This window comes from Coleofasciculus sp. E2-BRE-01 (assembly GCF_040221695.1).
In the GTDB taxonomy this organism is placed as follows: domain Bacteria; phylum Cyanobacteriota; class Cyanobacteriia; order Cyanobacteriales; family Coleofasciculaceae; genus Coleofasciculus.
Map to the genome: position 1 here is coordinate 1 of NZ_JAVKEA010000129.1, position 26500 is coordinate 26500.

General features: G+C 47.4%; 21 protein-coding genes, 1 tRNA gene and 1 pseudogene. 11 read left to right on the forward strand and 12 right to left on the reverse strand.

The window, feature by feature from the left end; genetic code table 11:
- Positions 1–326: 326 nt before the first annotated feature.
- The 3 genes from nblR to RIG66_RS15470 all read left to right on the forward strand — a co-directional run bounded on the left by nblR (position 327) and on the right by RIG66_RS15470 (position 2381).
- Positions 327–1028, forward strand: coding sequence for a response regulator transcription factor NblR (gene nblR / locus RIG66_RS15460; RefSeq protein ID WP_446379471.1), 702 nt, complete (start codon positions 327–329; stop codon positions 1026–1028).
- A 140-nt stretch (positions 1029–1168) separates the two neighbouring features.
- Entirely contained in the window at positions 1169–1735 is a 567-nt protein-coding gene (locus tag RIG66_RS15465) for a DUF192 domain-containing protein (RefSeq protein ID WP_446379473.1), read from the forward strand.
- A 454-nt stretch (positions 1736–2189) separates the two neighbouring features.
- Entirely contained in the window at positions 2190–2381 is a 192-nt protein-coding gene (locus tag RIG66_RS15470; protein WP_006100242.1) for a DUF2949 domain-containing protein, read from the forward strand.
- Positions 2382–2573: 192 nt separating this feature from the next.
- Here RIG66_RS15470 and RIG66_RS15475 read toward each other — a convergent pair whose 3' ends face one another.
- From RIG66_RS15475 to lpdA, 4 genes are all read right to left on the reverse strand, one after another.
- Positions 2574–3728: a pyridoxal-phosphate-dependent aminotransferase family protein gene (locus RIG66_RS15475; protein WP_446379475.1), complete on the reverse strand. Its 1155-nt coding sequence runs from the start codon at positions 3726–3728 to the stop codon at positions 2574–2576.
- A gap of 53 nt (positions 3729–3781) precedes the next feature.
- A complete protein-coding gene (locus RIG66_RS15480; RefSeq protein ID WP_446379477.1) occupies positions 3782–4069 on the reverse strand; it encodes a DUF5340 domain-containing protein in 288 nt (95 codons plus the stop codon).
- Positions 4070–4190: 121 nt separating this feature from the next.
- On the reverse strand, positions 4191–5093 hold the full coding sequence (trpC, locus tag RIG66_RS15485) for an indole-3-glycerol phosphate synthase TrpC (RefSeq protein ID WP_446379479.1): 903 nt from the start codon (positions 5091–5093) through the stop codon (positions 4191–4193).
- Positions 5094–5208: 115 nt separating this feature from the next.
- Positions 5209–6642, reverse strand: a complete 1434-nt coding sequence (gene lpdA / locus RIG66_RS15490) for a dihydrolipoyl dehydrogenase (RefSeq protein ID WP_446379481.1) — start codon at positions 6640–6642, stop codon at positions 5209–5211.
- A gap of 571 nt (positions 6643–7213) precedes the next feature.
- Here lpdA and RIG66_RS15495 point away from each other — a divergent pair.
- Positions 7214–7486 carry a hypothetical protein gene (locus RIG66_RS15495; protein WP_446379483.1) on the forward strand — a complete coding sequence of 91 codons (273 nt, stop codon included), beginning with the start codon at positions 7214–7216 and terminating at the stop codon, positions 7484–7486.
- A 187-nt stretch (positions 7487–7673) separates the two neighbouring features.
- Here the strand turns inward: RIG66_RS15495 and RIG66_RS15500 are convergent, their stop codons facing one another.
- Positions 7674–8471, reverse strand: coding sequence for a TrmH family RNA methyltransferase (locus RIG66_RS15500; RefSeq protein WP_446379484.1), 798 nt, complete (start codon positions 8469–8471; stop codon positions 7674–7676).
- Between the two features lie 47 nt (positions 8472–8518).
- A tRNA-Leu gene (locus RIG66_RS15505) sits at positions 8519–8602 on the reverse strand.
- Positions 8603–8843: 241 nt separating this feature from the next.
- Here RIG66_RS15505 and murA point away from each other — a divergent pair.
- Positions 8844–10196, forward strand: coding sequence for a UDP-N-acetylglucosamine 1-carboxyvinyltransferase (gene murA / locus RIG66_RS15510; RefSeq protein ID WP_446379486.1), 1353 nt, complete (start codon positions 8844–8846; stop codon positions 10194–10196).
- A 263-nt stretch (positions 10197–10459) separates the two neighbouring features.
- Here murA and RIG66_RS15515 read toward each other — a convergent pair whose 3' ends face one another.
- Positions 10460–10765: an urease subunit beta gene (locus RIG66_RS15515; RefSeq protein WP_446379488.1), complete on the reverse strand. Its 306-nt coding sequence runs from the start codon at positions 10763–10765 to the stop codon at positions 10460–10462.
- A gap of 375 nt (positions 10766–11140) precedes the next feature.
- On the opposite strand from RIG66_RS15515, the gene RIG66_RS15520 reads away from it, so the two are divergent.
- The gene (locus RIG66_RS15520) at positions 11141–11449 is read left to right on the forward strand and encodes a hypothetical protein (protein ID WP_446379490.1); all 309 of its coding nucleotides are present in this window, start codon (positions 11141–11143) and stop codon (positions 11447–11449) included.
- 31 nt (positions 11450–11480) lie between these two features.
- Here RIG66_RS15520 and RIG66_RS15525 read toward each other — a convergent pair whose 3' ends face one another.
- Complete coding sequence (locus tag RIG66_RS15525) at positions 11481–13400, reverse strand: CHASE2 domain-containing protein (RefSeq protein ID WP_446379492.1); 1920 nt, start codon at positions 13398–13400, stop codon at positions 11481–11483.
- Positions 13401–13603: 203 nt separating this feature from the next.
- On the reverse strand, positions 13604–14440 hold the full coding sequence (locus RIG66_RS15530) for a DUF928 domain-containing protein (protein WP_446379494.1): 837 nt from the start codon (positions 14438–14440) through the stop codon (positions 13604–13606).
- 819 nt (positions 14441–15259) lie between these two features.
- On the opposite strand from RIG66_RS15530, the gene RIG66_RS15535 reads away from it, so the two are divergent.
- The gene (locus RIG66_RS15535) at positions 15260–20812 is read left to right on the forward strand and encodes a CHAT domain-containing protein (protein ID WP_446379496.1); all 5553 of its coding nucleotides are present in this window, start codon (positions 15260–15262) and stop codon (positions 20810–20812) included.
- Positions 20813–20966: 154 nt separating this feature from the next.
- Here RIG66_RS15535 and RIG66_RS15540 read toward each other — a convergent pair whose 3' ends face one another.
- Positions 20967–21413: a VOC family protein gene (locus tag RIG66_RS15540; RefSeq protein WP_446379498.1), complete on the reverse strand. Its 447-nt coding sequence runs from the start codon at positions 21411–21413 to the stop codon at positions 20967–20969.
- Positions 21414–21830: 417 nt separating this feature from the next.
- Positions 21831–22340: a TIGR02652 family protein gene (locus tag RIG66_RS15545; RefSeq protein WP_006106563.1), complete on the reverse strand. Its 510-nt coding sequence runs from the start codon at positions 22338–22340 to the stop codon at positions 21831–21833.
- A gap of 121 nt (positions 22341–22461) precedes the next feature.
- Here RIG66_RS15545 and RIG66_RS15550 point away from each other — a divergent pair, with 121 nt between their 5' ends.
- Together RIG66_RS15550 and RIG66_RS15555 are read left to right on the forward strand one after the other, a co-directional pair.
- A complete protein-coding gene (locus RIG66_RS15550) occupies positions 22462–23016 on the forward strand; it encodes a gamma carbonic anhydrase family protein (RefSeq protein WP_446379500.1) in 555 nt (184 codons plus the stop codon).
- A gap of 111 nt (positions 23017–23127) precedes the next feature.
- Entirely contained in the window at positions 23128–23244 is a 117-nt protein-coding gene (locus tag RIG66_RS15555; RefSeq protein WP_446370066.1) for a photosystem II protein Y, read from the forward strand.
- Positions 23245–23303: 59 nt separating this feature from the next.
- Here the strand turns inward: RIG66_RS15555 and RIG66_RS15560 are convergent, their stop codons facing one another.
- Positions 23304–24638, reverse strand: coding sequence for a glutamine synthetase family protein (locus tag RIG66_RS15560; protein WP_446379502.1), 1335 nt, complete (start codon positions 24636–24638; stop codon positions 23304–23306).
- Between the two features lie 203 nt (positions 24639–24841).
- On the opposite strand from RIG66_RS15560, the gene RIG66_RS15565 reads away from it, so the two are divergent.
- Together RIG66_RS15565 and RIG66_RS15570 are read left to right on the forward strand one after the other, a co-directional pair.
- On the forward strand, positions 24842–25582 hold the full coding sequence (locus RIG66_RS15565) for an LmeA family phospholipid-binding protein (RefSeq protein ID WP_446379504.1): 741 nt from the start codon (positions 24842–24844) through the stop codon (positions 25580–25582).
- A gap of 436 nt (positions 25583–26018) precedes the next feature.
- A pseudogene (locus RIG66_RS15570) lies at positions 26019–26360 on the forward strand (cytochrome b/b6 domain-containing protein); the annotation flags it as partial.
- Positions 26361–26500 lie beyond the last annotated feature (140 nt).

The following is a 26500-nucleotide window of genomic DNA, read 5'->3' on the forward strand; positions in this document are numbered from 1 at the left end:
CAATTCCGAGGCTCATAGCGAAAGTCGTCTGAAGACGACTAATAAGAAACAGAAAGTAGTGGTGTGGCACACCTTATTTGATGAATTAGAATTACGCCCGGAAACTGTAGGGGCGCAAAGACTTGCGCCCGATTCAATGATAAAATCTATCCCACAATTTTAGCTGTGTCAGTCCACTACATTAAATTTATGTATTGAGACAGGTTTAAGATGTCAGCGACAACCCACCGTCAAAGGGGTAGGATAATTCACCCAAGGCTCAGTCATGCTACAACAATAGAGGAAATTCCGGTATTACACCCAACGACTCATCACCAGCGCCATCTATGCAATCTGCTCCCCTTGACGGTAATCCTTGTGTTTTGCTTGTAGAAACCGATGAAAGTCTAGCTCAACGCATGAGCCTAGATTTAATAGAAGCTGGCTATCATACGGTTATCGCGACAGATGCGCCTAGCGGCTGGCATCAAGCTTGTGAACTCCAACCCGCGATGATGGTTGTGGATCAATCGCTTTCTGGTTCTGGCGAATCCGGTCTCAGTTTATGTACTCGCCTGAGAAAAGCCGGTTCTCGTGTCCCCCTACTCTTACTCATCGCTCGCGACACGATTGAGGATCGAGTCGCCTGTTTAGAAGCGGGTGCTGATGATTTTTTCCTTAAACCCTACCGCGCTGATGCCTTTTTGCAGATTGTACGTCTGTATCTAGAACCGGATACCAATACGAGTGAACAAGTCCGATTTGGGGATTTGGCATTAGATTTGACGACGCGCCGCGCTATGCGGGGAGGACGAGTGATTGATTTGACGATGAAAGAGTTTGAATTGCTTAAGTATTTGATGACCCATCCCCGTGAAGTTTTAACTCGCGAACAGATTCTGGAAAATGTTTGGGGATACGATTTTCTGGGTGAGTCGAATGTGATTGAGGTGTATATCCGGTATCTACGCCTGAAAATTGAAGATGAGGGTGACAAGCGCTTGATTCAAACCGTCCGGGGTGTTGGGTATGTTTTACGAGAATCTTAGTTAAGTGGGTAGGAACAATTAAAGTTAACGGTTTTGATTGTCATTTGTCATTTGTCATTTGTCATTCGTCATTCGTCATTTGTCATTCGTCCTTTGCTCCCTCTGCTCCCCCAGCTTCCCCATCTCTCTAACCTAAACCCATGACCTATCATACTCGCCTACTCGGAATCACGCTTAGTCTGATACTGTTTGGATGTTCGGCGTCCGGCTCCAACCCTGTCGCCGATGGAACCCCCTTAAAATCTGGCGAACAACTTCCAGAACCGCCACCCCTCTCCTCGTCATCCTCTAATTCCGGTCAGATGTTACCTATTAGCGCTCAAACCCAGATCGGTGATCAGCAGATTTTGCTCGAAGTGGCTAGGACACCTCGACAACAGCAGATCGGATTGATGTATCGCACGGCTTTAGCGCCAGATCGGGGGATGTTGTTTCCCTTGAACCCACCGCGACGCGCTAGCTTTTGGATGAAGAATGTGAAAATCCCCCTGGATATGATCTTTTTGCGAGATGGCGAGGTCAAAGCGATCGCGGAAAATGTTCCCCCCTGTATCTCCACTCCCTGTCCTACCTATGGACCAGGGGTTCTGGTTGACCAAGTGATTGAACTCCCTGGGGGACGAGCCGCTCAACTGGGACTACAAGTAGGCGATCGCCTAAAAATCACCCTCCTAGAGGAAGAGATTAACCCCGCGTCAGAATCTTAAATTTTGATTAACATCATTGAAAACTTAAATCAACAATGTAAAGATCTTTATACGAAATTACGTTAACATTTCGTAAGATAGATTCTCATAAAAGACTATCTGACGACGAGGTAGTGACCTGTCTTAGCTGTGGCTACCCATCAACACGACCAAGTAGGGGTGTAGTCTGCAACTAGCTTTTAGTGGTGTGAAGTGAGTTAACTAAAATTACCCTCAAGTTGATGGGGGGTGAAGGTTAAAACGATACCTGGTCAGCACATCCAGTGAGTTTTCAACTCGATCAATCAAGATCTTAGATGGTCAGTGATCTAGGACACAAGCAGTGCCGGATTAACCTATCACAATAAGCAAAGAACCCTCAGCTAGTAGACAGTATTAAATCTGTCTACCCATTGCTAAAGGAGGCAGGACGCTGATTCCAAAATAGTAGCCGATAAGGAGGTGAATAGCCATTATGGCACCTGCAACCTATTCTGAATTTTTACGATTTTTGCAAGAGGAATTGGCAATTTCTACTGATTCCATTGCGATCGCTCAACGACGTCGGGAACAAGACCCAGGACCATTACCGATGATTCTGTGGCAGTACGGTTTAGTCACATTGCAGCAATTAGACCAAATCTATGACTGGCTGGAAACAGTCTGAAATCTAAACAATCGGTCAGGAGAAAATGAAGAATGTCTAAATGCTTACGCTTTGGAAATAATCCATTCACGTCTAAACCGTTGAATTTCATACCGTATGATCCATTGACCGTTGATTACTCTACCAGAAAGAGCGGGTCGCTAGTTGACCCGCTCTTTTTTGGCGTCTTGGGTGTCTCGTTTATGGCTTAACCTACGATTGAGTCAAGACGCGAGCCGCCGCTGACACTCCTGCTCCTGGTGTCATGGACTCATAACCTAATTCCCGCAACGTGGCTTCTAGCGCCCCAATCGCCGCCAAAATATCGCGATCGCAGACAAAGCCTAAGTGACCAATACGGAATATTTTGCCTTTGAAGTGATCTTGTCCCCCAGCTAGGGAAATATCAAAGCGCTTTTTCATCACGCTACGAATTTGTTCGGCTTCAATCGACGTAGGGGCTACCGCCGTTACCGCTGGACTTGCGGCATTATCCGGAGCAAATAAAGGCAGGGAAAGCGCCTCAACCGCCGCCCGTGTTGCCTGCATCAAGCGGTGATGACGAGCAAAAATATTATCTAACCCCTCAGCTTTCATCATTCGCAACGCCGTTTGCAGTCCCAACATTAAATTGACTGGAGGGGTAAACGGATTACTATTCTTTTGTGCCGCTTTGCGATAGGTTCCCAAATCTAAATAAAAACGAGGCAGTTTAGCCGTTTCGTAGGCTTGCCACGCCTTATTCGAGACACAAACAAATCCTAATCCTGGGGGAACCATATAGCCTTTCTGGGCACCTGACGCCACCACATCAATCCCCCACTCATCAATGGGTAAATTGACCGCGCCCACACTGGTTACTGCGTCTACAATAATTAGAGCTTGACCATGATCTTTGACATAACGATTAATCGTTTCCAGGTCATTGAGTACCCCGGTGGAGGTTTCTGAATGGGTAACGATAACGGCTTTGATAGTCTTATCCGTATCCGCCTCCAGCTTTTGACGAAACAGATCCGGATCAAGGGGTTGACCCCACGGTGCCGTAATCGTCTCCACCTCTAAACCAAACGCTGCGCTCATCTTCGCCCAGCGATCGCCAAATTTGCCATTACTTCCGACCAAAACCCGATCGCCGGGACTCAAAAAATTAATAATCCCAGCTTCCATGGCACCCGTACCACTCACCGTTAACACCAAAACATCGTTTTGAGTCTGGTGTAACCATTTTAGGTTTTGGGTTACCTCTGCCATAACGGCACTAAATTCCCCACTGCGATGTCCGATCGGATGCTGGGCTAACGCCAGCAAAACCTGTTCAGGCACCGGTGTTGGTCCGGGAATCATCAGCATCAACTTATTATCCATGAGCGTTATCCTCAACCTTTGAGCATCACCTAATTCCGAATCATCCAACTATCTCATGACTGAGATTTGGTATCCGAATCTAGGGGAAAACCATTATCTGATGATTTTGACTCAACATTGACACTATTGAGTGACCAACGGTACTCAACCGGTAAATTGAGCCGATTACAGGTTTGTTCGAGTTGTTTCTGCTGGGCTAACGCTTTGCGGAGCGTAACAATCAATTGATGCACCTGTTCTCGAATCATGGGATTTTGATTCGTGGCAAAGGCAGTATGACGCTCTAGCATCTGTAGTAGCAGTTCGTAGTGAATATAAGACGGAAGGGGTATTGGCTCCATGAAACCGGGTTTACCTCAAAAGACGAATTCGCGATCGCGCTTCAGTTGAAAAAGCGTGTCGGATGATCTGACCTCTTGTAGCATCCGTGGCTACAGGCAAGGACAATTGACGACAGAAAACTCAAGAACTTGGCAACAGATTGGTAACGGCTAGGGCTGGATCAGGCTGTTTGACCAATGATTCACCGATCAGTACGGCTGTAGCCCCCGCCGATGCGACCTGCTCTAAATCAGCACGTTTATGCAGTCCTGACTCACTGACAACCAGAATACCGCGTTCTTTAAGCTGCTGACTTCGTGCTGCCAGAAGTTGGCAGGTCGTTTGCAAATCAACCGAGAAATCTGTCAAGTTGCGATTGTTTATACCTACTAGGGTAACGCCATCTACCGATAACACGCGGTCTAATTCATCCAGAGTATGCACTTCGATCAAAGGGGTCATGGATAACCCATTGGCAATTTTGACAAAATACCGTAGGTCTTGATCCGACAAAATAGCCGCAATCAGCAACACCGCATCAGCGCCACGACTCCGGGCTAGATAGAGTTGATAAGGATAAATGATGAACTCTTTACACAGAATTGGTAAATTTACAGTTTCCCTGACATAGCTGAGATTATCCCAACTTCCTTGGAAGAACTTTTTATCCGTCAGCACGGATATGGCACTCGCACCCCCTTGTTCGTAAGCACGGGCAATGGCAACTGGGTCAAATGCGTCCCGAATCACGCCTTTACTCGGTGATGCCTTTTTCACTTCAGCAATTAAGGCGGGACGAGTCTTTGCCGCTAATAACGCTGCTTTAAAGTCACGCGCTGGCGGGGCTGACTCGATCTGTTTCCGCAGTTGAGCTAAGTTCAGCCGTTCCCGCATCTGGTCAACTTCTTTTTCTTTATGCCAGACAATTTCTTCTAGAATATGGCGTGGCTGGGCGTCTGGAAGAACAACTTGATAGCGCAGGATATTCAGGTCAACCGCCGGATTAGGTGGACGACGGCGAATTTGTTTTTGGTCATTTGTCATTGGTCTTATGTCCTTCGTCATTGGTCAAAAAAACTCTATTGCATATTCCACACCGAGCGTGTTACCGAGCGAAGTCGAGGTAAGTCGAGGTGTTGCCTTCTGCCTCCTGCCTTGTCTAATGACTGGCAACGGCTCGCTTGTAGGCTTCGTCAAGGACTTCTGACAAAGTGGGATGAGCGTGAACTAGATATGCCAGAGTATTCACCGATTGTCTTTGAGCGATCGCGTTCGAGGCTTCGTGAATTAAATCAGAGGCGTGAATGCCCAAGATGTGAACGCCGAGGATTTCACCGCTATCTTTACGATAGATAACTTTGGCAATCCCATCCGCCTCTCCTTCCGCGATCGCTTTGGAATTTCCTTTAAAATACGTCCTCACTGAGCCAACTTCAAATCCTTCTTGTTCACCGAGTTCCTTGGCGGCGGGTTCAGTTAATCCCACGTAACTAATTTCTGGATGGGTAAAGGCGGCGGCGGGGATGCTGCGATAGTCAATAGTACGCTGACGCCCACAAATATTTTCCACGGCGACAACTCCTTGAGCTGATGCTGCATGTGCCAGCATGAGTTTCCCGGTAGCGTCACCAATTGCCCAGAGGTGGGGAACGGCTTCCTCGCCCGATAACACTGCCATTTGATCATTGACCGGGATGAAGCCTCGGCGATCTGTTTCCACACCTACGGCGTCTAAGCCTAAATCTTTACTGACCGGAATCCGTCCCGTGGCGACTAAGCAGGCATCCACTTCTAAGACATCCACGACTTCCTTGGTTTTAGCATCTGCTAGTTCAATCACCACGGGTGAACCCGGAGTCACTTTTTGTGCCAGAGTGCCGGAATAGGTTTCCATATCACGGGGAGAAATCAGCACCCGGCTAGCGAGTTTGGCAATATCGGGGTCAAAGGTGGGCATTAACTGATCCAGGGCTTCAATCATGGTAATTTCTGACCCTAGGGCGGTATAGATATCAGCAAACTCTAACCCGATATAACCACTGCCAACAATTGCCACCCATTGAGGTAACCATTCCAGCTTTAGGGCATCGTCGCTGGTGAAGACGGTTTTTCCGTCGAGTTCAATACCAGGGGGAACGAAGGGAACGGAACCTGTACAGAGGATAATGTCTTTGGCGGTGACTGTTTTTTCACCCTCGTCTGTCGTCACCGTTACTTTTTGGGATTCCGCCACTCGACCCCAACCGGGAATGATATCCACCTTTAAGCGTTTGAGGCTGTTGGTGAGATCGCCACGAATTTTACTCACCAGGGTATTGGCATGGTTCGCGATCGCGCCTCTATCAAATTCTACGCCACTCACCTGAATTCCCAGGGATTTCAGATGATGGGTATTGTGTAACTCACGCACCCGCCCTGATGCGGCTAATAGGGCTTTTGACGGGATACAACCGCGATTCACACAAGTCCCGCCCATCTCCGATGCTTCAATGATCGCAGTTTTCAAGCCGCAACTTACTGCATGTAATGCCGCGCCATGTCCACCGACGCCAGCACCGACAATCACTAAATCGTAATCAAATTCTTGACTCACATCCATTTTCCTGACGCAATTGCCCCCTTATTTTCAACTTGACCCCTGACTAATCGCAAGCTTTTGCTGAAAAATTTTGCCGGATCTAGCTGAGGCGGTGGTTTCTTTAAGGGTTGTGCGTTTGTTAAATTGGATAGGTCACGGAGATTTCTTAGATTGTGGTTTAATTGCTTCGATATAATTTTTGGCATCTTTGACTTATACAAGAACTATTTTTTGAGTAAATATTATTTTCCGAAAAAGCGGAGATTTTATCGCATACTGCTATCTGACTCAGTAGAGCAATTATTCATCCTAATCTAAGTAGTCGGACAAAAGAAAACAGCAGGTCTACTAAGTTTTGTGAACAAGCATCAAACCCTTACAAAGGACGAATGACGTAGCTTGCTTCTCGCTTGCGCGAGTATGACGAATGACGAATGACGTTCTTCACCGTTCACGTTAATTGTGTCCACCTAAAACTAAAAAACTATACCATAGAATGAAACGGTAAGGGTGTTGTTTTTCCGAGTATAGGCTAATGAGTAGCGTTCACTCTCAATAAACAATAGCTTTAGGGGATAAAACCATTATGCGCGAGTCTCAACAAAATCATCGAAATGAAGCAGCTAGAGCGTTTGTAGAGTCTCTTGACCAACTTGAGAATCTCTTGGGTCATACATCTCCTCCTCCCCAATCGAAATCCCGTCCTTCTTCATTGAAATCCCCTACTCCTCAATCAAAAACTCCTCAATCAAAATCTGCTCAGTCAGACGATGACGTTTTTGATCTCGATCTTCTCGAAGAAGCGGCGGCTGATCTGGATGCATTTTTTGGCGACACTGAACCAATGGAGGAGGAATAGAGTGCAGGGGAAGCTGGGGAAGCCGGGGAAGCCGGGGAAGCTGGGGAAGCTGGGGAAGCTGGGGAAGCTGGGGAAGCTGGGGAAGCTGGGGAAGCTGGGGAAGCTGGGGAAGCCGGGGAAGCTGGGGAAGCTGGGGAAGCTGGGGAAGATGGAGGAGATGAGGGACAAAATTTCTATAGCCTATTGCCTATTCCCTGTTAACTGTTCCCCCAACCCGTTGGCGCAGTGCTTCATACACGATTAAAGCTGCCGCGATCGCCACATTTAAAGATTCTACATCCTGACCGAGGGGAATTTGCACCGCTTGATCAGCAAGTGTCGCTAACTCAGGGCGCAATCCCGCCGCTTCATTACCCAGTAGAATCAGGGTAGGACAGCGCCAATCAATCTCCCAGTAACTCAACGGCGCTTTAGGTAGAGTTGCCACAACTTGTACCCCTTGAGCCTGACTTTGCCTAACGACTTGACTCAGATGGGCATTAGCACTCATGGGCAGACGAAACCATTGACCGGCTGAAGCTCGCAAGACTTTGGGATTCTCTAAGTCTACACTGTCTGGACTTAGCCATAAACCATCCACACCGACTGCGGTGGCGGTACGAATGATCGTACCTAAGTTTCCTGGATCTTGCAGCGTCTCTAAAACTAAACCAAGGGAACAGGGAATCTGAGGCGGGGCGAGGAATGAAGACATTGCCGTTACCACTACGCCATCTGGCTGAACCGTTGTCGCCATGGCTTTGAGAACCGAGGCGCTAACCTGTTCTACACGCTGACAGTGAGGGGTAGCGTCTTGCCAAAGTTGGGGATGACTCTGCTGCCAATCAGGTGTACAACAAAGCGTGACTAAGGGATAATTGACCGCACAGGCTTCTGCTAACAGGTGAGTTCCCTCTAACAACAGAAGTTGCTCCTCCCGTCGTCCTTTGGCTGTGTGCAATTTCCGAATTGCCTTAACTAGAGGATTTTTGGTACTGGTGAGCATGATTTCAATGGTATGTAGAGACGTAGCATGCTACGTCTCTACTTCAATGCGGAACCCGGGACTTGAACCCGGAAGTTCTTGCGAACACTAGAACCTGAATCTAGCGCGTCTACCAATTCCGCCAGTTCCGCGTCTTTTTTTAATTTTCCATGCAGTTTTCAATCATGCAACAATCCTGACCTATTTGTCAACTATTTTTTTTTTGCGGATTTTCAGCATCGGACAAGGTACAATCCAAGGCTGGTCGATTCACTAATTTTGGGGAGCAAATCTAGACATTTGCCCTCTTTCAGGTAGAATCAAAACCAAATTTTAAAACATGCCAAGATTTCACCGATTCTGGAGGATAGACCTATCAACCACTCTCTTAATTTGACCGATACTGGCTCTGTAGCCAAGCCAAACGCCTCCGTTCTAGAGATTTGGGGCAGATCTTCCCTGACAGGACATGTCACCATTAGTGGTGCGAAAAACTCAGCATTGGCAATTATGGCAGGGGCGCTGCTGTGTCCTGAAGATTGCCGACTGCGTAATGTGCCTTCTCTGGTAGATATAGGGCGGATGGGTCAGGTGCTGGCGGCTTTGGGTGTAAAGCTAGAACGCCAAGGTAATATCTTGGATATCAATGCTCGTCATTTGAAGCAGTCAAAAGCACCCTACGAGATTGTGAATCAGCTTCGAGCCAGTTTCTTTGTGATTGGTTCTCTGTTGGCACGATTAGGTGCTGCTCAAGTTCCTTTACCGGGTGGCTGTGCCATTGGCGCTAGACCTGTCGATCTTCATGTTAGGGGATTGCAAGCGCTGGGGGCTGAGGTGCAAATTGAGCATGGTATGGTTCATGCTTATGTGAAAGGGAATGGACGGCGACGGTTAAACGGGGCAAAAATTTATCTGGACTATCCCAGTGTGGGTGCAACAGAAACCCTGATGATGGCGGCGACGTTAGCAGAGGGGGAAACCACTCTAGAAAATGCTGCCCAAGAGCCAGAAGTGGTGGATTTGGCAAATTTTTGTAACGCCATGGGTGCCAAGATTCGGGGGGCGGGAACCAACACCATTATTATTTCTGGTGTTCCCAGTTTACATTCGGTAGACTACTCGATTATTCCCGATCGCATCGAAACGGGTACGTTTTTAGTCGCGGCGGCAATTACTCAGTCAGAACTCACCCTGTCCCCGGTTGTGCCGGATCATATTACCGCCGCGATCGCGAAACTCCAAGATATTGGCATGAGAGTGATTCAGGAAGCCCCAGACTGTCTGCGGATTATCCCGACAGGAATTATTCGGGCGACGGATATTGAAACCTTGCCCTATCCTGGATTTCCCACGGATATGCAGGCTCCCTTCATGGCACTCTTAACGTTGAGTGATGGGGATAGTGTGATTACTGAAACCGTGTTTGAAAATCGTTTAGGACATGTTCCTGAATTGAATCGCATGGGGGCAGATATTCGGATTAAAGCCAATAATGCGATCGTGCGCGGTGTCCCTTTGTTATCAGGAGCCCCTGTGGTTGCCACTGACTTACGAGCGTCCGCTGCGCTGATATTAGCCGCCTTAGCCGCCGATGGTAAAACCACAATTCAGGGACTGCATCATTTAGACCGAGGGTATGAGAAGCTAGAGGCGAAGTTACAGAAACTTGGCGCACGATTACAACGGGTATCGGATAACTCCCCGATAAAAGCGTCCTCGGTGGCTCACAGTCCCGTCAATTCCTGACTGGCTATCCATCCCCACCAGGTAGACGCTTCTTACATTTCACAGCATCTGGCTGAATGACGGCATCCTTGTCAACCTAAACCACAATTCTTGCTACTTATCCGATAAATCCCCAACTTCTGAATCAATTCATTGGTGACATCAGGGTTTCAACCAGGAAGTCGGGGATCTGGAGTAGCGTAAGCGTATGTAATGACTTCCCCAGCTTCCCCTGCTTCCAGACGTAGCATGCTACGTCTCTACATTGCTCTCCCAGCTTGCCGTTATAGCGCCCCATTAACTCTGCCATTAAACCCATAAACCTGACGACTACCGACAAACGGAACTAACTCAACCTCCCGTTCATCTCCCGGTTCAAAGCGAACGGCTGTACCCGCCGGAATATTTAACCGCATTCCTTTGGTTTGCTCTCGGTCAAAGGCGAGAGCGTCATTCACTTCATAGAAATGGAAATGAGAACCTACCTGAATCGGGCGATCGCCTGTATTCGCTACCGACAGGCGCAAGGTAGGACGCCCTGCATTCAGTTCAATCTCTCCCTTTTGGATGATTAGTTCCCCTGGAATCATGAGCTACCCTTAACAAAAGTTTACAAAACTATAGACAGTGTTCATTTCCATGACAGCAGCTACTCCCAGTGCTTCAACTATCTTTACCGCTGCCAACAAACCCAAATCTGTTTATGATACACGACTATTTAACCTGTTTGATGAAAAGATTATTTTAATTTTGTATATTTACATAAACATATCTTTACAATAGTTGATTTATCCAAATATCGGTGATCAGGCGGATAAAAATTACGCTATTTTGCTGAGATAGGCAGCCGCTAACTTTGATAAAACTTAATTAGTCAATTAACCCTTGGTCTGAAAATGTAATCCTACATTTTCAGAAATAACTTTTTCTAACAAATTCTAACATTCAGTCAAGAAGTGTCAGATATGTCTTCCAACCAGTTAGCGACCCTTGCTTCCACGAATTTATCCTTACACCAAAGAACGTTATCCAATCTATCCCAGCAACAGAAGAGAACGCATCACTACAAAGTATCCAATGAGCGTCACAATCATCTGTTCGTCTCGAAAGATGGCGGCATTCGGGCGTATATGACAGAACAGGGTCAAGGCGTAGAACCGGGTGATTATCTAGTTTTGCAGAGAGGTTCTACTTCAAACCGCTATCAAGTGGATAAGATTAATTATTATTCCAACCCACCTGATATGTGGATTGCGCTGCTGAAACAATGTTAATGGGAAGTTGTTCCTAAAAGTTATTCCTCGCTCATCCTGCTAAAATTTGGTAGATTTTGATGGGTTGCTGGCGTCCTTTTAATTGGACTGTGCCGATAAATTGAGTGGTAAATTTATCGTGGATATGCTGATAGCTTTCTTCGCTGATTAAAATGCGACAGATTCCACCATCGAGAGATTTATCATAACTTTCTAAGCGGGCGGCAATATTCACACTGTCGCCAATGGTGGTGTAGTTGAGGCGTTGGCGAGAACCAACACTTCCGGTGACGACAGTACCCGTGGCAATTCCTACACGCATAGCGGCTGTGGGTAAGCCTTGGGTTTGCCACTGCTGATTTAGCGATCGCAGATTTTTGCCCATCTCTATCGCACAATTCACCGCCGCGATCGCATCTTGGGTAATTTCGGCGTCTGTGGTACTGGGGATGGGTATGCCAAAGACTGCCATCACTGCATCACCGATAAATTTATCCAGGACGCCATTATGGTTGAGAACTGTCTCTGCCATAACATTCATGTAATCATTTAACCAGACCATCAGGGTTTCTGGGTCAGTGTTTTCGGTAATCGTGGTAAAGCCTTTTAAATCCGTAAATAGAACCGTTGCGGTTAACTTCTGTCCCGATAACTGTCCATCTTTGAGGAGTTGGTTGCGATCGCGCCAGATGGCTTGGGCTATTTTAGGAGAGACGTGTTGTCCCAATAAATTCATTATTGTTTGCTTGTCTTCGCTTTCCGTGTAGGCGATATAGGCGGTAATCGCCACACCTGAACCACTCAGGGCTAACAAAGGCGGAACTAAGGGTATCCACCACCCCGCCAGAAATACAAAGTAAGACCCAATCGTCAGCAATCCTCCCACCAAAAACAGTCCTGCTGCTTTCCAACGGATACGAAAAGCTTTCCAGCCCACGGTTGCACCGACAAACGACCAGAGAATAATCCAGCCCCATTCTATCGGTTCCGACCAGATTTGAATCAGCGGACGCCCATCTAATGCCGCACTTAAAATTTGGTTGGTCAAATCTGCATTAACTTCAACGCCATTCGGGGCGGTGAAAAAACTATTACTGTAGGGGGTGAAAATCCGATCCTTAACACTTTCAGCCGCTGTACCAATGAAAACAATCCGATTTTTTGCCCAATCTGGGGGAATTTTATCCTCTAGAACGTCAGTCATGGAAACCGTGGGATAAACAGGACAAGTTCCCTCCAGTTTTCCCCGACATTCATGGTTGCGAAAATTAAACAGGATTTGATACCCACCTGTATCGACGTTGATATAACTGCCATCTTGCGGTTGCAGGCGAGTAAATACCGCGTCACCTAAGCCATATTTATATTCGGGTTCAATTTCTTCTAAGGTAATCCCTTCAGTTTCTAGATAAAGTAATGCCAACTTAGCGGCTAAAGTTTCAATCGTGTCGCCATTTTTTAGAGTAATTGAAAGTAAGGCACGGCGGACTTTCCCATCTTGATCAAAAATCATATTAGCCGCACCCACCTGATCCCGTTCCTTTAAGATAGGCGGTGGGGCGACAGGTTCACCCAAGGCATCGCCGACGACTTTTTCAATACCAATTAGGTTGGGTGTGGAGGCAAAGACATTAACTAATTCTTCATGACCGGGTGGTACTGGTAAATCCCGAAATAAATCCAGACCAATGGCTTTGGGTTGTTGTTGTTTAAGTTTCTCAATTAACTGTGCTAATGTCCGATCAGAAATGGGCCACTGTCCAGTGTTTTGGATATCCTTTTCTGTAATCGCCACAATCGCAATCCGTTCTGGGGTAGGTTCCGGGGGACGCCAACGGAAGAATTGATCCAACGCCGCCCATTCTAGGAGTTGTAACCCACCCGTTAAGCGCAGGGCGATGGTTAATCCGGCGACAGTTGGCGCTGAAATTAAGACACCGCGCCATTCCTGGAAAAACTGAATAATTGTCATTGGTCATTTGTCATTCATTGAAATAGAATAATGGTGCGTTACGCTTCGCTAACGCACCCTACTGGCTGAATTAACACAGGTTTGTAGTAGGCACTTTAGTGCCATAAACGAGACTGTAGAATTAAGGGCTAAAGTTCCCTTACTACAAGCCGAATCTAATCCACTTAAACCCACACCAACCCATTGCCACCATTGCCAAATTCTCAATACTCCATTGGCGTACTTTCAACCAGAGGCGCTTGAGAAATTTTTTCTAGTTTCACGGATTCTGATTTGAGCAGATTTTCCCACATCATTGTTAGGTTAGCATCCTCTGGGTGAGACTGTCTCAGATCAACCAATGTCGTTAAAAGTTCGTGCCAAACACCATAATTTCCGTACAATGCCGCTAACTCTAAAGGCTTCACTTTGTCTAAGTCTTTTTTCAAAGCTGGGTTAGGTTCAGTGCGTTCAATCCATCCTATTACTGTCGGATTTCCCGCCGCACTTTCATTATTGCATTTTAGGCTAAATGACCATTGATAAAGTTGATTAACCTCTAGAGGGTCTAGATTTGTGGGCAGTTTGACCCTAATAATACCTGGAGTTTCTGGAAGGGCAACCGATGTATAGTAAATTTCTTCAGTTCCCTGTTGATTGGTTAAAATAAACTCTCCTGTGGTTGCACTCGTTTTGGGTACATAGACAAAGAAACTGGGATGATCACTCACGGTTAACGTGGGATGTTCATCCACAGTGTCCTGGTTTTCCGTTAATCCTTGAACCGTATTGGGTGTTAGCGGAGTTAGAGACGGGGACAAGAATTCTTCTGAACCACATCCGCCACGAGTGCCGAGTGTTCCGCTTTCTTGGGGTTCTCCTTCAGTTCGTGGAGATTTGAAACCGATCTCCAACGAACCAGATAAAACTTTACTGGCTAATGAATTAACGGGTTGAGATTCTGCCAGCACTGGCGTGGCATAGCGCGAAAAACTCACCAGCGAAAGAGAGCAAACCAATGAGGTGGTTGCTAAGAGTAGAGAGTAAGTTGTTTTTGTCATAATACTCGCCATTCCCTGAATTAATATTTAGGTGTTTTCAGTTATTCCTAGCTAGTCGTGCGACTCTGTCCAAAGTTCCCTGAGACTTTAGGTAAAATTGCTTAAATTAATTATTATGAGGGGGTCGGTGATAAATGCCTGTACAGCACATATCCTATTAAATCGGATTCTTCACCCAAGGTAAATACTTTTCATATTTATTTACAATAGGAAGAGTGCGGACTTAAAGGTAATACTTTGTATAACTTGACTGACCCATCTTGGTGGTTGAAAAGAGGCTTATCGTCAGCTTGAACTACCCTCTGTCGGGGACTCTTCATGAAGGATACCCCCTACGCTATGAGTCTGTGTCTACGTCCTAACATAAGCCAATAAGCGCGTCTACAACTGCCAGTTAACCGTTAAGTTTACTCTCGATTAGATTAATTTTTTGTAATGAAACATTAAGTCAAGGATTCATAACATAAACGACTAAGAGAAGTTATACTCCTTGCGTAAAGGTTTATCTATTCTACATTTTTTTTGTAACAATCGGGCAATCCCTTGTTTAATCAGTCTTGTAAGACTTAAATCTCAGTTTTAGTTGACAAAATAGACAAGTTGTGAATGCCTAGAATTACAACGTTATAGTTCATCCCTTCTCGTACCCCATTTCTCTAGAAATTGTAAAGAAAGATGTGGGGAATAGATAAGCGTAAAAGTTGGGTTGGTTTAGTCGAATATTTCCTGATGTGTAACCAGCAACTCTCAGAAAAATAAATTTACCCATTATCAAAAAAATGTGGCAATATTATAGGCATATTTGGAGGGAATCAGGTTATGAAAATGGGCGACTCATCCGTTGGCAAGTTACCTGAATTATTTTCTCTGACGGGAATAATTTCTCTGGGCATGGTTACGCTTCACTCCATGTCTCCGGTTCAGGCACAGTCGATTACCGAGGCGGCTGACAACAGGACAGATACTGTGGTGACGGTGAATGGGAATCAGTTTGATATTTCTGGGGGTTCTCTATCGGAGGATGGGGCAAACCTGTTCCAGAGTTTCCAGGATTTTAGGCTTTCTGCCCATGAGATGGCTAATTTTCTCTCTACACCAGATATTCAAAATATTTTGGGGCGCGTGGTGGGCGGGAATGCCTCAATTATTGATGGATTGATTCAGGTGACGGGGGGAAGCGCCAATTTATTTTTCATGAATCCCGCCGGGATCGTGTTTGGTGCGAATTCTCGGTTAAATGTGATGGGGGATTTTACGGCTACCACGGCGACGGGAATTGGGTTTGGCGATAACCTTTGGTTTAATGCGTTTGGTGATAATAACTACCAAACGTTAATTGGGAATCCCAGTCAGTTTGCCTTTAATTGGGCGGAGTCGGGCAGTATTGTTAATGCTGGGGATTTAGCTGTTACACAAGGGCAGAATTTAACCTTACTGGGTGGCACAGTTGTGAACACTGGAGAAATTACCGCACCGGGAGGAACGATTACCATCGCTGCTGTACCCGGAGAGAACGTAGTCCGAATTAGTCAACCGGGACAGGTGTTGAGTTTGGAGATTGAACCGCGACAGGATAGTACGGGGCAAATGTTACCCCTGAATCCCTTGGATTTAGCTACATTACTCACCGGAGAAGAAACCGAAACGGTGGAAACGGGGTTGAGTGTGACTCAGACTCAACAGGTGCAGTTAACCGAATCAGGGATAACCATACCCCAAGAAGCTGGGACAGCTATTGTTTCGGGCAGTCTGGGTGTGTCGGATGTCGCAGCAGAAGGCAATACCCTTTCATCTGAGATGGGCGGTAATGTTACTGTTTTAGGCGATAACGTGGGACTCTTTGCTGCTACTATCGACGCTTCTGGGATGGGGGGTGGTGGTATCGTTCATATTGGTGGAGACTATCAAGGACAAGATACCCTACCCCGTGCGAGGCAAACCCTCGTCAGTGCAGATTCGACCATTATCGCCGATGGTGTGTCCTTGGAATCTGGGACAACAGCAGATGGGGGTGAAGTGGTTCTCTGGTCTGATGAACTCACTCGCTTCTATGGTACTATCAGCGCCCGTGGGGGAGATAGTGGGGGAGATGGGGGATTGGTGGAAGTGTCGGGGAAAGAATTGCTGATTTTTACGGGTTTTGTCGATGCTGGAGCATCACAGGGTCAACCGGGGACATTGTTGCTCGACCCAAAAACGATTACCATAAGAGACCCGAATGCTCCCTTGGTTACCTTTCTCAATCCCGAACCTGTAGCAGATGGCAGATTCGGCACCTCAGTCGCCACCGTGGGCGGCGACATCCTGATTGGCGCATGGCGGAACACCTCCGGGGGATTCGAGGATGCGGGGCAAGCCTTTTTATTTAACTCAACAGGAACTCTGCTACAAACCTTCGACAATCCCCAACCTATAGTCGGTGGCAACTTTGGCATATCAGTAGCCGCCATGGGCAGCGACATCCTGATTGGCGCTCCTCGTAATACCTCCGGGGGAGTCACTAGAGCAGGGCAAACCTTTTTGTTTAATCCAACGGGAACTCTGCTGCAAACCTTCGACAATCCCCAACCTGTAGTAAACGGCTTATTCGGCGACTCAGTAGCCGCCGTGGGCAGCGACATCCTGATTGGCGCTCCTCGTAATACCTCCGGGGGATTCGAGGATGCAGGGCAAGCCTTTTTGTTTAATCCAACGGGAACTCTGCTGCAAACCTTCGACAATCCCCAACCTGTAGTAAACGGCTTTTTCGGCTTCTCATTAGCCGCCGTGGACAGCAACATCCTGATTGGCGCTTTTCTTAACACCTCCGGGGGATTCACTAGAGCAGGGCAAGCCTTTTTGTTTAACCCAACAGGAACTCTGCTACAAACCTTCGACAATCCCCAACCTGTACGTGGTGGCAGTTTCGGTATCTCATTCGCCACCGTGGGCAACGACATCCTGATTGGCGCTGAGGGGAACACCTCCGGGGGATTCGAGGCTGCAGGGCAAGCCTTTTTGTTTAACCCAACAGGAACTCTGCTGCAAACCTTCGACAATCCCCAACCTGTAGGTGGTGCTAGATTCGGTAGATCAGTAGCCGGAGTAGGTCCCGATATTATGATTGGCGCCGAGGGGAACACCTCCGGGGGATTCGAGGATGGAGGACAAGCTTTTTTGTTTAACCCAACAGGAACTCTGCTGCAAACCTTCGACAATCCTCAACCTGTAGTTGGTGGCAACTTTGGCTTCTCATTCGCTGCCGTGGGTAGCAACATCCTGATTGGCGCTCCTTTGAACACCTCTGGGGGATTCGAGGATGCAGGGCAAGCTTTTTTGTTTGCTCGTGACGGTGGTAACAGTGGTGTGGGATTCAGTTTTACTGACAATTCCGCTGAATCGGTAACTATTGCGCCTAGCACCATCACTGCAATTACCAACACAGGTACTGATGTGACGATGCAAGCCAATACAGACATTATCGTGGAGCAACCAATTTTCACCAACAACCCCAATGGCAATGGTGGTGGACTCACCTTCCAAGCAGGGCGCAGCATTCTTGTTAATTCCTCTATCTCCACCGATAATGGCAACCTCACTCTAATTGCCAACGAAACGGCTGCCAATGGAGTGATTAATGCTTTTCGTGACCCAGGTCAAGCCGTTATCTCCATCGCCCCTGGAGTCACACTCAATTCGGGTACAGGCGATACAATCTTAATTCTTGGTACAGGTGATGGGTTAACAAATAATACCAGTGGCGATATCACAGCCAGTACTATCATAGGTGGAACTATTACTCTGATTAATAATCGAGGCGGGATTAACGCGAGTGCCGGACTACTTCGTGCTGAAAGTAATGGGACTGGCGGCACGATCACCCTCGAAGCGGCTGGTCAAATTAACACCAATGGCATTATCGCTAGCGGCGAAAACGGTCAGGGGGGAACAATTAATCTAAATAGTGACAGCGATATTACTACAGCCCTTATCAACGTTTCTGGAAATACAAATGGCGGTAACGTCACTCTCAATGCCGGGGGTAAAATTACCACCGAAAACATCCTATCCGGTGGCGTCACCAACAATGGTGGAGAGATTCGCCTCACCAGTGGCGATGAAATCACCACAGACATTATTAGCTCTTTAAGTAATAACACAGGCGGCACTATCACTCTCCAAGCGGCTAACAGCATTACCACAGATAGTATCAATGCCAATGGATTCAATGGTGATGGTGGAGAGATCCGCGTTACCAGTGATAATGGTCATATTACCGCTGCCCTAGTCACTACTTTCGGCAATGAAAATGGTGGCAATATCAGCCTCAATGCCGCAGAAAATATTACCAGCAACAGTATCTTATCCAGTGGTGGCAATGGGGATGGCGGTACAATTGACCTCGATAGCGGTGGTTCCATTACTATCCTTGATGAAAGCCTGACGAATAGAAGCGGTATCGGCTCTTTTTCTGGTAATGGTAATGGCGGCAATATTACCCTCAATGCTGCCACAACCATCCATACCGGTTCCCTACCCATCGTCTCCAATTCAGCCATTAGCAATGGGGGTAAAATTACCCTCAACTCAGATAATGGCGATATTACCGTCGCAGGTATTAACACTGAAGGCGGCATTGCTGGCACAGGTGGCGCTGTCGATATCACCACCTCCCGCTTCTTCCGCGCCACTGACACTTTCCCCAATCTCAATAGCACAACCGCCAGCATTTCCACAGGCGGCGTCACCGCAGGGGGTACAATTACCATTCGTCACGGCGGCGCAGGTGTCACCCCCTTTATTGTCGGCGATGCCAGCACCAATGGTACAGCCGGGACAATTACCACAGGCAATACCCTACCCGAACAAACGATTTCCCCCACCGCCGAATTTCCCTACACCCACACCCAAGACGGCATTCAAATTATCTCCGTCCCCGCCCCCGGTTCTGACCCAGAACCTCCTTCCCCACCCTCTGTGCCACTGGGTTCAGACCGCCCCTCTGATTCCCCCAGCGACGCCCAAAGGGATTTAGCCTTCCTCATTGGCGATATTGTCGGCGCCCAAACCTCAGTCAACCAAGATCCCCTCACAGAGGAATCTAGCTTTGTTTGGCAGGTTCCCAGTACAGGAAACCTAGACACCGGACGCATCAACATCCCCACCCTGCTGACGCAAAACCTCAATGATGCCATTCCCGCCATTGATGACCTATTTGAAGCAGAATACGAAGACTATTTAGGTGAAGACATTGCCAACGAAGAAGCCAGCGTCGAAACCATTCGCAATACCCTGAAAACCATTAATGCCGAAACCGGAACCAATCCGATTATCGTCTATGCAATTTCCCTACCCGACCAACTGGAACTGGTGATGGTCGTTCCCGAAGGTCCCCCCATCCGCAAAACGGTTCCCGCCGCTAATGCTAAAGCCCTGAAAAAGACTCTAGACACATTCCGCCAAACCGTTACCAATTACCGACGCCCTACCGCCTATTTAACGCCAGCTAAACAACTCTATAACTGGATGATTGTGCCCCTAGAACCTCATCTAGAAGCCTTGGGTATCGACACCCTCATCTTCTCCATGGATGCAGGTTTACGCACCATCCCCATGGCAGCTTTACACGACGGGGAACAGTTTCTCATCGAAAAATACGCCCTCGGTTCCATCCCCAGCATCAGCCTGACCAATACCCGCTACAATCCCGTAAAAGATGCCCCAGTCCTGGCAATGGGCGCTTCTGAATTCACTGACCAAAGACCCTTACCTGCTGTCCCCATTGAACTAGAAACGATTACTCAAAAAGTCTGGTCAGGGGAAGCTTATCTCAACGACCAATTCACCCTCAAGAATCTGCAAACTCAGCGCCAACAACAGCCCTGGCAAATCATCCACCTTGCCAGTCATGCTGATTTCCAAGACGGAGACCCTAGCAATTCTTATATTCAGCTTTGGGACACGAAACTGCAACTCGACCAAATGCGGCAACTGGGTTGGCATGAGAAGCCCCAAGTAGACCTATTAGTCTTAAGCGCCTGTCGCACCGCTTTTGGCAGTGTAGAAGCGGAGCTAGGCTTTGCCGGATTAGCGGTGAAGGCTGGGGTTAAGTCTGCGTTAGCCAGTCTTTGGTATGTCAGTGATAGCGGTTCATTAGCCCTAATGAGCGAATTCTACAACCAATTGGGTCAGCCGGATGTAACGATTAAAGCCGAGGCACTGCGACGCGCCCAACTTGCCCTGCTGCGAGGGGAAGTGCGTGTGGAATCAGGAGAATTGCGTGGGTTGGGGGTAGGGGAAAATCGCCCTGTTGTCTCGGGATCGTCCGACAATCAAAATTTCTCTCATCCTTATTATTGGGCAGCGTTTACGATGATTGGTAGTCCTTGGTAAAGGCTTTAAGGCTCCAGGTGATTTGCGATTGAGATCCTCATAGCGATCGCGTAACCAGTTGGCGATAGGTGTAGAATCAGCTTGTTGTAGCTGGGCGAGTAAATGGCGGGTGCAAGCCAGTAAGATATCCGTGTATTGAACACTGATATCCTCCTTATTCTTGACGGTTTGCCAAGACTCGGATAAATTCCAAGGGTAATCCATCGGTATCGGCAATAAATGCCACCTCGTACACGCGATCGCCGATAATTTGTTGAGTGGGTTCTAGGAGAACTTTCAGCGGCTGAAACTGATCCGGATTTTGACTCGATGCCTCAGCTAGCCTCTGTTGTAGCGATTCCAGCCAACTGGGTAAATCGGCAACTGTTTCAGTGAGATCAAAAGAAAGATGATAGTAACCGACATAATGTTCATCCCCAAACGCATCGGGTGCAGGTTTCGGTTCCGGGATTTGAATCAGTTCAATTCGTCCGTCTAATCCCTCCATCCAACAGGCTAGCGTAATCCCCGCCGTGAAGCGTTCACAAACCGTAAAACCTAATTGTTCATAGAACGCGATCGCGCGATGAATATCAGCCGTGCGAATTGAAGCATGATGCATGATTCACGAATAATTTTAATTGTTGATCTCTGTAGGGGCGGGTTTGACCGCATCAGTGTCAATTTAAGCTAAACCCCTCACCCCCAGCCCCTCTCCCAAGCTTGGGAGAGGGGAGCAAGAGGGGAGCAAGAGAGTCCGGTTCCCCTTCTCCCCTGCAACAAAAGCGAAGCATCCTCTGTCATCCCTCCTCGCAGGGGGGAATGAGGGGGGTGGGAGAAGGGGTTAGGGGATGAGGGGGAAAGATTAGAGAAGTAAACAGACACAGATTAAAAGCTTTCCAGTATTAGTTTTCGCCTTAAGTTGATACCAATGGTTTGACCACTAACACTTCAACTCAAACCCCTAACTTAACTAAACCCGCCCCGACTTAGGGATAGGGAAGCAACAAATGACATAAGACCAATGACCAATGACAATTCACTCAAATAATCGAAAATAAGGATAGCGTACCGGAATTCCTGGCTCTTTTTCCAAATCGAAGTTAATCACTTCCCAACAAGGATCATCCTCTGGTTCTGGGCTAAATGCCACAGGTAAACCATAAAGTCGCGGACGTCCGGGTTCCGATTGTCCCCGCCAAGGGGTACTTCGTTCCAGATAAGCACTAACCAAATCTCGATAGCGACTGGCAATAATTACCCGTGTTGCCCGATAGCCTTGAGTGTACAGGCGATCGAGAGCTTCGTGAATTTCAAAACGAATCCCATCCGGATGGGTATGCTGACGATACCATTCACCCTGCCATTGACGCCAATGACGCCCCGATTGTAAGTGGATGAGTTCTTCAGTTTTGGGATCTGCCTCGAAAGCGCCATGCCGGGGACACAAATAGGTATCGGTCAATGTCAATGCCGGAATAGACTGCCGACAGTGAGGACATTGAATCTCTGAACCGAATATGGGGTACTGTAAACTAGGATTAATCATCTAGGGTTGAAGGTATCGTCATTCATTCGGCGATCGCGCTAGTACCTGTATAAATAATATATATGTGGCTTCATCAATTATAGAATACCCTCGAACACACTCATCTGTTTTATAGGCAATCGTGACCGATTCTTATCCCCAGTTTCCTGCAACTCCCTCCTATTGGTCTGCTGTTGATCAGTCTCAAGCCGCCTTTGTTGCGCCCAATGCCGTGGTTATCGGTGAGGTTGCGATCGCATCAGGAGCCAGTATTTGGTATGGCGCTGTAGTGCGGGGTGATGTCGAACGGATTGAGATTGGTGAATGCACCAATATTCAGGATGGTGCTATTTTACATGGAGATCCCGGTAAACCCACGATTCTGGAAGACCATGTGACAATTGGACATCGGGCTGTCGTCCATTCGGCTCATATTGAACGGGGATGTTTGATTGGAATTGGTGCGATTATCTTAGACGGTGTGCGGGTGGGATATGGCAGCATTGTCGGTGCTGGCGCATTAGTGACCAAAGATGTTGCCCCTTTATCCCTGGTAGTCGGCATTCCGGCGCGAAAAGTCCGCGATATTTCGGAAACCGAGGCGGCTGAATTAATCGAACACGCACAGCGTTACCAGAAGCTAGCGCTGGTGCATGGCGGAAAAGGCACAGACTTGGGATTTCACCCGCCTGAATAGGGTCTGAAAAAAAACCTGTCACCTATTGACTTTTGGGGGCATAATTTGGTTAAAACTATAGTATGAGAATCCTTCACATAAATTTAAGCATTAAGCGAGGTAGGTGAAACTATGGATTTACGGTTACTCATTGTCTTGTTGCCTATCCTCTTAGCCGCAGGTTGGGCTTTATTCAATATTGGTGCAGCGGCTATTGGTCAAATTCAGGCGTTTCTGAATAAATCCTGATCTGTTGGATAGACAAAAATACCTTTTGTAGAGACGTGCCATGGCGCGTCTCTACATGTCTAATATCGCTCTAATAAAAGCTTTACTTCAGCGTCCAAATCGAAATCCCTCATCGCCTCCCACTCGGCTTGTCGAACTGCCAAATAAACATGAGCCAAATCCTCACCCAAGGCGTTGAGGAGTACCGAGTCATTTCTAAGGTGTTCTATCGACTCGGTTAAGGTACTCGGCAATCGTTCAATATCAGCCCCTTGGCGTTCAGCATCCGTCATCGTACCGGGATCTACAGACACAGGCGTTGCCAATTCTAAGCCTTGGCGGATACCATCAAGTCCCGCTGCAATCGTTGCCCCTAATGCTAAATAGGGATTCGCCGTAGCATCCACGGTTTTGAATTCAAAATGAGACGGACTCGGGGGTTCAGGATGCGTGGGGACACGCACAGCCGCTTCCCGATTATCCAGCCCCCAACACCGGAATGCCCCACTCCAACACTGCGGTAAAAGGCGGCGGTAAGAATTGGTAGTGGGTGTTGTCAGTGCCATCAAAGCGGGTAGGTGATGCAGAATTCCCGCGATAAAATGACGCGCAATATCGGACAATTCGCCATTTTCCTCTGGATGGGGGATGAGATTTTCTCCCTCTCGCCAGAGACTCAGGTGCAGGTGACAACCGCTACCCGCTTGATTCGCAAAGATTTTGGGTAAGAATGAAGCGATACGATAATGTTGGAGTGCGATCGCTTTAATTGTTTCCCGGTAGGCAATCTGTTGATCTGCCGCACTGAGGGCGTTGGTGTAGAGGATGGAGATTTCCTGTTGACCGGAACCGGATTCGGGATAATATTGCTCAACCAGCATTCCCTGCTCGATTAACGCTTCTGCCATCTGATCAATGAGTCCTTGATGCAAATCCATCGCCATCGTTGAGGCAAATACGGTTTCATCCGCAGGTGCAATGCCCTCAGCCGTTCGCTGCAAGAGATAGAACTCATTCTCAAAAGCGGCAATTACCTCTAACCCCTCTTGGTTCGCCTCCCCAACCATACGTTTGAGAAAATGACGGGGACAGAGACTCCAAGGCACACCATTGAGCATCATATCGCCCATAACACGGGCATGACCTGGGCAATAAGGTAAAGGGTTCAGCGTACTCCAGTCTGGCACGAGACGAATTTCACCCACGGGTCCAAATCCACTCTCAGCCACAGGTGCATCATACATGACCGGAATGGCTTGTTGCGCCGCAGAAATACCCACACCATGGCTGAGGTATTCGGATAAGGCTTTCCGATGGACTGCCTTTCCCCGGATAATGTTGGCATTGTCGCACCAGAGAATGCGGACAAATTGAATCCCAAGCTGGTCAAGATTTTGTAGTTGTTCTTTTTCCATGCATTTTCTGGTGAGCTAGTACAAGACGGCTGCAAGTCCGAGGGCAGAGGGCTGAAGGCTTTTTGGCTTATGGTAGCTGCTTTTTCGTCAGCATGTTAACGGATTAGTTATTTCTGCCTGTGTTTCTAACCCAGAGTAGATCCATAAATTAACGTTTCTTAATATAATGAGAAGATACACGGCTGAGATAAAGGAGCGATCGCGTGCTAACCCTAGACCGTCTTGGAGAAGAAACATTAAACAGAATTGCAACACTGGCACTGTCCAGCCAACTCGATGATGCCAGAAAACTTAATGTGCAAGTGAAAACAGACCCCTCCCTGCTAGCCAAGGGTCAGTTAGAATCCCTAACTATTTACGGTGAGGGGTTAATCATGGAACAGAATATCCGTCTACAAGAGATGGTTATCCGGCTAGAAACCATTGCGGTTGCTCCCTTCAAAGCCTTGACGGGTAATATTGTACTGACCCAACCGACGGAAGGAACAGCACGGATTGTGATTGCCCAATCTGACCTCAACCGTGCCTTCAACTCCGATGTGTTAGGGACTCAGCTTCGCTCACTCCAGGTTCAGGTGGACGGTAAGCCACAAACGCTCAACGTCAAGCAGGTAAATTGTCGCCTCCTAGCCGAAGGTCGAGTGGGTCTTGATGCTGATGTGCGGCTGAGTCAAAGTAATGAAACGCAACGAGTCTCGTTCACCACGACTCCGAGAGTAAGTGATGACGGACGCAGTGTTGTCCTAGAGGAGGTTGAATACGCCCACGGAAAAGAACTCTCACCCGAACTTACTCAAGCCTTAGTCGCCAAGGCAGGTAAAATTTTACACTTGAGTCACTTTGAAATGCCAGGGATATCGCTACGTATGCATCATCTGGAGGTGAAAGAAGGTCAACTCACCCTGCAAGCCGTAGCGCATGTGACGCAATTTCCATCCGTATGAGGCTGAAGGGATGGGTAAGAACGCTAAAAAAGCGACTGGGTGTTGGGATGTGGAGAAAATCCGAACAACTGTTGAGTTGTTTGGCATTTAAACCTTAATGTGAATGGTACTGACTGGTATGTTGGTGGGTTTCGACTTCGCTCAACCCACCCTACGCTATATTAAGAGTTTCGGCGAACCCAAAATGCTTATTTCAGTGCCGCTAACCTTAATATCAACAACTGCAAAATCGTTGTAATGCGAGCATCTTGTTCGCTACCCATTCCCAACTTAAATGCGTGACAGCTTATTAGTGTAATTTTACAGAGAGAATATAATTCAGTCCTTGTCAAGCGGACTACCCTTCGGGAAGGCTTCGCATACATTTGTGTAGCAGCGATTTTAATCGCCGTGGCAAAAAAGCTTGAACTATATTTTGATCGAGATAACGTGAATCATGTCTCGTGCTACCCCTTATCAACCATTACTTCTGAGACTGTTGCATGGTATCAATGGGCTAATTGTCATTTTAGCCATCATCACCTCCTACTGGGTTTATGACACCTACGATGGACGATTTGGTCAACTTTCTCTGCCCCAAATTCCGGATATTATTGGCATTCATGGGACATTTGGCAAAACCTTACTCCTAGCCGTAATGCCAGCGTTTGCCTTATACAGTTTTCATTTAGGATCTAAACGCCTGGTTCAACCCGATTCGTTTCAAAGACTCAGCCAACTGGGTAAACCTATCGGTTGGTATAGTCTGCATCGGATTGTGAATACGGTGATGTTATTACCCGCATTTCTCACAAACTAATTTGAGAAGATAATTTTAAGGGGAAAAGTAGAACTTTTCATGCGCAGAATAGAAAAATTCCAGATTATCCAACAAGATTAACTTAAAATTGCCAACCCTTACCCGACGTATTTGATAAA